Source organism: Pseudomonas sp. P7779, from assembly GCF_013386315.1.
In the GTDB taxonomy this organism is placed as follows: domain Bacteria; phylum Pseudomonadota; class Gammaproteobacteria; order Pseudomonadales; family Pseudomonadaceae; genus Aquipseudomonas.
In genome coordinates this window covers 1-9,506 of record NZ_JACARZ010000012.1, presented here as the reverse complement: position 1 = coordinate 9,506, position 9,506 = coordinate 1, and the positions used below count along the sequence as shown (strand labels likewise).

The window sequence follows — 9,506 nt, the reverse complement described above, 5'->3', positions numbered from 1 at the left end:
GGGGCAGAGCGCTTTGGTTACTTTGCCGCTTTTGCAAAGTGACTCGCTGTAAGAGCGAAACCATAAGCCGCCGTTACCCAAATAACGGATATGTACCCAGCCAGATCAAACCGACAAATACCGACTGATAGTCGCCTCATCCACCCGATCCCGAGTTTCCTCAATCACAAACCTCCCCTTCTCAATCACCAAAAACCGATCAGCAATTTCCAAAGTAAACGACAACACCTGCTCAGAAACAACAATCGTCAAATCCCGCAAATTGCGAATCTCCTTAAGCGTACGAGCAATGTCCTTGATGATCGAAGGCTGAATCCCCTCAGTCGGCTCATCGAGCAACAACACCTTGGGATTCGTCGCCAACGCCCGGGCAATCGCCAACTGCTGTTGCTGCCCCCCAGACAAATTCCCACCCTTGCGCGAACGCATGTCATACAGCACCGGAAACAGCGCATACAAATCCTCAGGCACCCTGCCCCGGGCCGCCGCCGGCAACCCAGTCTGAATATTCTCCAACACACTCATGCTGGGAAAAATCATCCGCCCCTGCGGCACATAGGCAATCCCCCGCTCCACCCGCTCATGGGTTTCAAGCGCAGACACATCATGCCCATCCACACTGACCTGCCCCTGCCACTGCGGCAAAATACCCATCAGGCTCTTGAACAACGTGGTCTTGCCCATCCCGTTGCGCCCCATCACCGCGACGATCTCACGCTTCGCCACATCCAGCTCCAGGTCGTGAAGAATCTGGCTCTGCCCGTACCCACACGACAGTTTGTCGATCTTGAACATGCCCGACTCCTCAGTGGCCCAAATACACTTCAATGACTTTCGGATTGCTCTGCACCGACTCCATGCTGCCCTCGGCCAGCACCTTGCCCTGATGCAACACCGTGACCTTGTGGGCAATGCTCTTGACGAACTCCATGTCATGCTCGATCACCAACACCGAGCGCCCCTGGCTGATGCGCTTGAGCAACTCGGCCGTTTGCGCCCGCTCGTTGACGCTCATCCCGGCGACCGGCTCGTCGAGCATCAGCAATTCAGGGTCTTGCATCAGCAGCATGCCAATCTCCAGCCACTGCTTTTGCCCGTGAGACAGCAGGTCCGCCTGCTGCTGCAACAAGTCGCCGAGAAAGATTTCCCGCGCCACCTCCTCGACCCGCGCAATCACCTGGGCATTACGCTTGAAAAACAGCGCGCCCCACACCTTGCGCCCAGCCGGATACGACATCTCGAGGTTTTCAAACACCGTGAGGTTTTCGTAGATCGATGGGTTCTGGAACTTGCGCCCTACCCCGGCGCGCACGATGTTGTATTCGCGCATTTTGGTCAGTTCCTGGCCGTCGAACTGGATGCTGCCACTGGTGGCGCGGGTCTTGCCGCAGATCAAATCCAGCACCGTGGTTTTGCCGGCGCCGTTGGGCCCGATCACCACCCGCACTTCATTGCGGTCGATATACAGGTTGAGGTTGTCAACCGCCTTGAAGCCATCGAATGACACGGTGAGGCCTTCGATAGCCAACACCGGTTTCTTCATTTCAAAACCAACGGCGGTCATGGCTGTGTCTCCAGGATCTTGGCTTCCGCCTTGGGCTTGATCTTCGCGGGCTCGGCCTTGACCACCGGCTTGCGCCGCAACACCCGGGCCAGGGCCTGGCGACCATGGCTGTCCCACAACCCCGCCAGGCCGTTGGGGAAGTACATGACCACGGCGATAAACAACCCGCCCATCAGGTACAGCCACAGCTCGGGGAAGGATTCGGAAAAGTAGGTCTTGCCGTAGTTCACCAGCAACGCGCCGTACACCGCGCCCAGCAGTGACATGCGCCCGCCGACCGCGGCGAAGATCACCATCTCGATGGACGGCACGATGCCCACGAACGACGGCGACATAAAGCCCACCTGCAAGGCAAACATCGCCCCACCAATTGCCGAGAACGCCGCCGCCACGCAGAACACGAAAATCTTGAAGCTGGCCACGTCATACCCGGAAAACCGTACCCGCTCTTCCTTGTCGCGCATGGCCATCAACAGCCGGCCCAGCTTCGAGGCGAGGATGAAACGGCCAATGAAGATGCAGCCGAACAACAGCCCGGCGTTGATGAAATACAGGATCATCTTCGCGCCGTCACCGCGCAGGTCCCAGCCCAGCAGGGTCTTGAGGTCAGTAATGCCATTGACACCACCGGTAAGGCCTTGCTGGCCGACGATCAGCACCGTGAGGATCAGCGCAATCGCCTGGGTGACGATGGAGAAATACACATCGCCCACCCGCCGCTTGAACAGCGCCATGCCAATGATGAACGCCAGCAGCACCGGCACCGCAACCACCGCGAACAAGGTAAACGTGAAGCTGTGGAACGGCTGCCAGAGCCACGGCAATTCGGTGATCTGGTTCCAGTCCATGAAGTCCGGAATGCCCGGGGTGGACTGGATCTTGGTGCTGATCGGGTCCGAGGCCTCAAGCTTCAGGAACATCGCCATGCAGTAGCCGCCGACGCCGAAAAACACGCCTTGCCCGAGGCTGAGAATCCCGCCATAGCCCCAGCACAGCACCAGGCCCACCGCGACGAACGCGTAGGTCAGGTACTTGCCGACCATGTTCAGCCGGAAGGCGTCCAGGGTCAGCGGGAACACCACGAGGATCAACAGCGCCAACAGCACGATGCCGATCAGGTTTTGCTGGCCGCCCAGCAGTTTGTCTAGAGCCTTCATCGGTTCGCCTCTACTTGCGCACTTTGATGGAGAACAACCCTTGCGGGCGCAGCATCAGGATCAGGATCACCGACGACAGCGTCAGCACCTTGGCCATCGAGCCACTGAGGAAAAACTCCGACAGCGATTGGGTCTGGGCAATCACGAACGCCGAGGCAATGGTGCCGAACAGGCTTTGCGCGCCGCCGAATACGACGACCAGGAAGGTGTCGACGATGTACTGCGAACCGGCGGTCGGCCCGGTGGAGCCGATGGTGGTGAACGCCGCACCGGCCACGCCCGCCACGCCGCAGCCGAGGGCGAAGGTCATGCGGTCGACCTTGCGCGTGTTGATGCCCACCGCCCGGCTCATCAAGCGGTTCTGCACGGTGGCGCGCACCTGCAAGCCCCAGCGCGAACGGTAGAGCATGACGAAGATCGCCCCGGTCAGCAGCACGGTCAGGCCCATCATGAACAGGCCGTTGCGCGGGATCTCGATGGCGTCGCTGAGGTTCACCGAGCCCATCAGCCAGGCCGGCGGTTCGGCGCTCACTTCACGGGCGCCGAACACCGAGCGGAAGGTTTGCTGCATCACCAGGGACAAACCCCAAGTGGCGAGCAAAGTGTCCAGGGGCCGCTTGTACAAGCGGCTGATCATTGCCCATTCCACCAGCCAGCCCACGGCGCCCGCGACGAGGAATGACAGGGCAATGGCAACGAAAAAGTAATACGGCTGAAAGCTTGGCGCGAAATGCGCGGTAAGACTGGAACAGACGTAGGTGGTGTAGGCGCCAATGGTCAGGAACTCACCGTGGGCCATGTTGATTACGCCCATCTGGCCGAAGATGATTGCCAGTCCCAATGCCATCAGCAACAGCACGCAGAACACGGACAAGCCGTTGAACCCCTGCATCGCCGCGATGGCTCCAAATTCCGATAGCCATTCCATGATGATGGTCTCCTGAGCGGGAGGTTGAAATGCAATCTGCTTCTGCTTTATGTGGGAGCTGGCTTGTGTGGGAGCGGGCTTGCTCGCGAATACGGTGTGTCAGTACCGGATGCACTCACTGATTCACCGCTTTCGCGAGCAAGCCCGCTCCCACACAAAACCAGTTCCCACATTCAGATCAGCGCCAGACCCGAGGTTATTGATAGCCTTTCGGAAACGGATTCGGCTCGATCAGATCCGACTCGTAGATCACCTTGAACTGCCCGTTTGGCTGCACTTCACCAATGCGCGACTTGCTCCACAGGTGATGGTTTTCGTGGATCTTCACGTAGCCTTCCGGCGCGTTTTTCAGCTCGATGCCAGGCGATGCGGCGACGACTTTATCCACGTCGAAACTGCCGGCCTTCTCCACCGCCGCTTTCCACAACCATGGGCCGAGGTAGGCCGCCTGGGTCACATCACCGATCACTGCATCCTTGCCGTACTTGGCCTTGAACGCTTCCACGAAGGCTTTGTTGTTCGGGTTGTCGAGGCTCTGGAAGTACTTCATCGAGGCATAGAAGCCGGCCATGTTTTCGCCGCCGATGCCCAGCAGTTCGTCTTCGGTCACCGACAGGGTCAACAGGGTTTGCTTGGACGCATTCACGCCCGCTGCGTTGAGCTGTTTGTAGAAGGCCACGTTGGAGCCGCCAACCACGGCCGCAAACACCACGTCAGGCTTTTTCAGCTTGACCTTGTTGATCAGCGAACCGAACTGCGTATTGCCCAGCGGGTAGTAGTCTTCGCCGACCACGGTGCCGTGCAGCACGTTTTCAATGTGCTTGCGCGCGATCTTCATCGAGGTGCGCGGCCAGATGTAGTCCGAGCCCACCAGATAGAAGGTTTTGGCGCCCTTGGTCTTGGCGATCCAGTCGAGGCTGGCAAGGATTTGCTGGGTCGCTTCCTGGCCGGTGTAGATCACGTTTTTCGACTGTTCCAGGCCTTCATAGAAGGTCGGGTAGTAGAGCAGGCCGTTTTCTTTCTCGAAGATCGGCAATACGGCTTTACGTGAAGCGGAGGTCCAGCAGCCGAACACTGCAGCCACCTTGTCGTTCACCAGCAGTTTCTTGGCCTTTTCGGCGAAGGTCGGCCAGTCGGACGCGCCGTCTTCCTGGATCACCTTGATCTGCCGCCCGAGGATCCCGCCCGAGGCGTTGATCTGCTCGATGGCCAGGCGTTCGGCCTGGATCGAACCGGTTTCGGAAATCGCCATGGTGCCGGTGGCCGAGTGCAACTGGCCGACGGTGACTTCGGTGGGCGTCACCGCCAGGCCTTCGTTGTCGGCCATGACGCCATGGCTGAACAGACTCGCCGCCAGCAGTGATAAGGCCAACAACGGTTTGGAGCGGATCAATCGTGATTCCATGGGGCGACTCCTCTGCAATGAGGGGTTCAGCATGGCGGCAGGTGGCCACGGCGGGTATACGCAGCCTGACGTAACGGGGTACGTCATTTGACGTATGCCGTTGCGCACCATTTTCGAGCAGGATCCCGCCCGCCTTGGGAAAGGAAACCCCTGTGGCGAGGGAGCTTGCCCCCGTTGGGCTGCGCAGCGGCCCCAAAACCGGCGACCCGGTTCTGCCTGGAAAAATGAAGTGGTCTTGCTGGGCCTGCTTCGCAGTCCAACGGGAGCAAGCTCCCTCGCCACGAAGAGCGCACCCCGCAGGACTGGGGCACGAATATTGCTGCCATCTCCCCATCCTTGCAGGAGTTCCCCACCGTGCACCCCCTCCCCGGCACCCAGCGCATCGTCAAGATCCGCCGCGACTACAACTCCTGGGTCGCCGACGAGACCATGGAAGACTACGCCCTGCGCTACACCCCGAAGTCCTTCCGCAAATGGTCGGAACTGCGCATCGCCAACACCGCCTTGGGCGCGGTGTCGTTCCTGGCGCTGGAGGCCATCGGCGGCGTATTGGCCTTGAGCTACGGCTTTACCAACACCTTCTGGGCGATCCTCGCCATCAGCCTGGTGATCTTTCTCACCGGCCTGCCCATCAGCTACTACGCCGCCCGCTATGGCGTAGACATGGACCTGCTGACCCGCGGCGCGGGCTTCGGTTACATCGGCTCCACCATCACCTCGCTGATCTACGCCAGTTTCACCTTCCTGTTCTTCGCCCTGGAAGCGGCGATCATGGCCCTGGCCCTGGAGTTGTATTTCCATATCCCGCTGGCCATCGCCTATGTCATCTGTTCACTGCTGGTGATCCCGCTGGTGGCCTACGGCGTAACGCTGATCAGCCGCCTGCAATTGTGGACGCAACCGCTGTGGCTGGTGCTGCTGGTGCTGCCCTATGGCTTCGTGTTGTGGAAGAACCCCGAGGCCTTCAGCGACTGGACCAGCTTTGTCGGCCGCAGCAGCGACGGTGGCGACTTCAATCTGCTGTCGTTCTGCGCCGCCTGCACCGTGGCGCTGTCGCTGGTCACGCAGATCGGCGAACAGGTGGACTACCTGCGCTTTCTTCCGGAAAAAACCAGCGCCAACCGCAAGCGCTGGTGGGCCGCGCTGTTATGCGCCGGGCCCGGCTGGATCGTGCCGGGGGCGTTGAAAATGTTCGCCGGGGCGTTCCTGGCGTTCCTCGCCCTGCAACATGAAATCCCCATGGAGCGCGCCGCCGAGCCAACCCAGATGTACCTCGTCGCGTTCGGCTATGTGTTCTCCTCTCCCGAATGGGCGCTGGGGGCGATGGTGCTGTTCGTGTTCATCTCGCAGATGAAGATCAACCTGACCAACGCCTACGCCGGCTCCCTGGCCTGGTCGAACTTCTTTGCCCGCGTGACCCACAGCCACCCCGGCCGCGTGGTGTGGCTGGTGTTCAACGTCGCCATTGCGCTGATGCTGATGGAGCTCGGCGTGTTCGATGTGATCGAGCAGGTGCTGGGGCTCTACGCGAATATCGCGATTGCCTGGATCGGCACGCTGGTAGCGGACCTGGTAATCAACAAGCCCCTGGGCCTGTCGCCCAAACACATCGAATTCAAGCGTGCGCACCTCTACGACATCAACCCGGTGGGCGTCGGCTCGATGCTGATTGCCTCGCTGCTGTCGATTCTCGCCCACTTCGGCCTGTTCGGCGCCCTGGCGCAGGCTGCGCCACCGTTTGTCGCGCTGGGTACCGCGTTAATCATGGCGCCGCTATTGGCGTGGCTGACCAAGGGCCGCTACTACATTGCGCGCAGCAGCGAGGCGCAATTGATTCACCCGCAACCCGGCACCGGCCTGGTGATCTGCGGGCTGTGCAGCAACCCGTTCGAGACCGCCGACATGGCGTTCTGCCCGGCCTACAGCACGCCGATCTGCTCGCTCTGTTGCTCACTGGATGCGCGTTGCGGCGACCGTTGCAAACCCCACGCGCGCCTGGCCAGCCAGTTCGAAGGGGTGTTGCGCTGGTTGTTGCCGACCACGCTGGTACCGCGCCTGCATACCCGGCTGGCGCATTACCTCGGATTGTTGATGGCGCTGGTGCTGATGCTCGCCGGGGCGCTGGCGCTGATCTACATGCAGGCGGCCCAGGGTTTGCCCCATTCGCAAACCTTGTACCAGGCGTTTTTCAAGGCGTTCCTCACGCTCTCGGTGCTGGCCGCCGTACTCGCCTGGTGGGTAGTACTCACCCGCGAAAGCCGGCGGGTGGCCCAGGAAGAATCCGACCGGCAAACCTCGCTGCTGATGCAGGAGATCGCCGCCCACAGCCTCACCGACCAGGCCCTGCAACAGGCCAAGGAAGCCTCGGAAGCAGCGAACGCGGCCAAGAGTCGCTACGTCACCGGGCTGTCCCACGAGCTGCGCACGCCGCTCAATAGCATCCTCGGCTTCACCCAGATTCTGCAGCGCGACAGTGCCATGCCCGAACAGCATCAGGACGCCCTGGCGACCATCCTGCGCAGCGGCTCGCACCTGCTGTCGCTGATCGACGGCCTGCTGGACGTGGCGAAGATCGAGGCCGGCAAGCTGCGCCTGGAGCTCACCGAAATCCCCTTCCCGGAACTGATCCACGACCTGGAGCAGATGTTCACCCCCCAGGCCGAAGACAAGGGCCTGCGCTTTCGCCTGGACTGCGTGGGCAAGATCCCCGCCGTAGTGCGCGGCGATGAAAAACGCGTGCGGCAGATCCTGATCAACCTGCTGGGCAACGCGATCAACTTTACCGACAGCGGCGAGGTGCGCCTGCGGGTCAGCTACATGCGCGAGACCGCCAACTTCGAAATCATCGACACCGGCATCGGGATTGACCCCGAACAGATCGAGCGGATTTTCCAGCCGTTCGAACGCGGCGACCTGATGCGCCAGGACAAGGGCGTGGGTCTGGGCCTGACTATCACACGCATGCTGACCTCGCTGATGGGCGGCGAATTGCGGGTGGTCAGCGAGCTGGACAAGGGCACCTGCTTCCAGGTACGGCTGTTCCTGTCCCAGGTCCGCGTGCCGCAAGCCGTGGTGCATGTGGAGCACGACATCATCGGCTACCACGGCGAACGACGGCGCATCCTGGTGGTGGATGACCACGTGGACCATCGCAAGGTGCTCAGCGGCATGCTCACGCCCCTGGGCTTCGAGGTGTCCCAGGCCAGCAACGGCCAGGAGGCGATCCGCCAGGTGGCGCTGCTGTCGCCGGACCTGATCCTGATGGACCTCTCGATGCCGACCATGGACGGCTGGGCCACCAGCCGGATGATCCGGCGTAATGCGCTGTCTGCCGCGCCGATTATCATCATCTCCGCCAACGCCTTCACTGACGACCGCGAACGCAGCATCGCCGGCGCCTGCAACGACTACCTGGCCAAGCCGGTGCGTACCCCGGAACTGCTCGGGCGCCTGCAACTGCACCTGGACTTGCAATGGCTGCGCCGTCGCACACCGCTCGCCGCGCCGGTCGCGACCCAAGGCGCGCTACCCAGCGCAGAAGAACTCGCGGTGCTCGCCGAACTGAGCGCCATTGGCTATGTGCGTGGTTTGCATGAAAAGCTCGACGCCATCGTGCTGGACAGCCCAGGTACCGCACCGTTCATCAATAAGCTCCGGGCCTTGCTGAAAAGCTTTCGCCTGGAAGAACTCAACCGCATCCTGAAGGAGGCCGAAGATGAATGCCTTGACCCACAGCGCTGAGCCCGGCGTGGTGCTGATTGTCGACGACACCCCGGACAACCTGGCCATGCTCTCCGACGCCCTGGACGACGCCGGCTACATGGTGCTGGTGGCGCTGGACGGCCTCAGCGCGCTGAACCGCGTGCAACGCCGGCGCCCGGATTTGATCCTGCTGGACGCGGTGATGCCCGGGCTGGACGGCTTTGAAACCTGCCGCCGGCTCAAGGCACAACCGGCCAGCGCGGATATTCCGGTGGTGTTCATGACTGGGCTGACCGACAGCAAGCATGTGGTGCAGGGGTTCGAGGTGGGCGGCAGCGATTACGTGACCAAGCCGATCCAGACCGATGAAGTGCTGGCGCGGGTGGCGGCGCATTTGCGTACGTCGCGGATTTTGCTGTCGGCGCGTGCGGCGACACAGCCGAGCGTGATCACCCTGGAGGATGAGCCGGCGCACAAGCTATTGTCGGCGCGGTTTCAACTGACGGAGCGGGAGGTGGAAGTGCTGCGTTGGGTGGCGTGTGGCAAGACCAATCGGGATATTGGCGACATTCTTGGGTTGAGTCCGAGGACGGTGAACAAGCATCTGGAGCATGTGTATGTGAAGTTGGGAGTGGAGACGCGCACGGCGGCGACTTCGGTGGCGATGGCGGCGATGAGTCCAACCCGGATCCCACAGATGGCCACGGTCTAAAATGTGGGAGCGGGCTTGCTCGCGAATGCGGTGTGTCA

Annotated in this window: 7 protein-coding genes; 2 read left to right on the top strand and 5 right to left on the bottom strand. The window is 61.4% G+C overall.

Translation table 11 applies throughout. From position 1 onward, the window contains the following. Positions 1 to 105 precede the first annotated feature (105 nt). From urtE to urtA, 5 genes are all read right to left on the bottom strand, one after another. Positions 106 to 795: an urea ABC transporter ATP-binding subunit UrtE gene (urtE, locus tag HX869_RS04135; RefSeq protein ID WP_008430563.1), complete on the bottom strand. Its 690-nt coding sequence runs from the start codon at positions 793 to 795 to the stop codon at positions 106 to 108. A gap of 10 nt (positions 796 to 805) precedes the next feature. After that, on the bottom strand, positions 806 to 1,564 hold the full coding sequence (urtD, locus tag HX869_RS04130) for an urea ABC transporter ATP-binding protein UrtD (protein ID WP_003218258.1): 759 nt from the start codon (positions 1,562 to 1,564) through the stop codon (positions 806 to 808). Beyond that, a complete protein-coding gene (gene urtC / locus HX869_RS04125) occupies positions 1,561 to 2,721 on the bottom strand; it encodes an urea ABC transporter permease subunit UrtC (protein ID WP_177042410.1) in 1,161 nt (386 codons plus the stop codon). The genes urtD and urtC overlap by 4 nt, the downstream gene beginning before the upstream one ends. A 10-nt stretch (positions 2,722 to 2,731) precedes the next feature. Then, positions 2,732 to 3,649: an urea ABC transporter permease subunit UrtB gene (gene urtB / locus HX869_RS04120; protein ID WP_177010127.1), complete on the bottom strand. Its 918-nt coding sequence runs from the start codon at positions 3,647 to 3,649 to the stop codon at positions 2,732 to 2,734. Between the two features lie 196 nt (positions 3,650 to 3,845). Beyond that, positions 3,846 to 5,054 carry an urea ABC transporter substrate-binding protein gene (gene urtA, locus HX869_RS04115; RefSeq protein WP_003218263.1) on the bottom strand — a complete coding sequence of 403 codons (1,209 nt, stop codon included), beginning with the start codon at positions 5,052 to 5,054 and terminating at the stop codon, positions 3,846 to 3,848. 354 nt (positions 5,055 to 5,408) lie between these two features. Between urtA and HX869_RS04110 the strand changes: the two genes are divergently transcribed. Together HX869_RS04110 and HX869_RS04105 are read left to right on the top strand one after the other, a co-directional pair. Further along, positions 5,409 to 8,795: an ATP-binding protein gene (locus HX869_RS04110; RefSeq protein ID WP_087695378.1), complete on the top strand. Its 3,387-nt coding sequence runs from the start codon at positions 5,409 to 5,411 to the stop codon at positions 8,793 to 8,795. Further along, positions 8,770 to 9,468 (top strand): response regulator, encoded by a 699-nt coding sequence (locus HX869_RS04105; RefSeq protein ID WP_008430557.1) that lies wholly within the window; start codon positions 8,770 to 8,772, stop codon positions 9,466 to 9,468. The genes HX869_RS04110 and HX869_RS04105 overlap by 26 nt, the downstream gene beginning before the upstream one ends. Positions 9,469 to 9,506 lie beyond the last annotated feature (38 nt).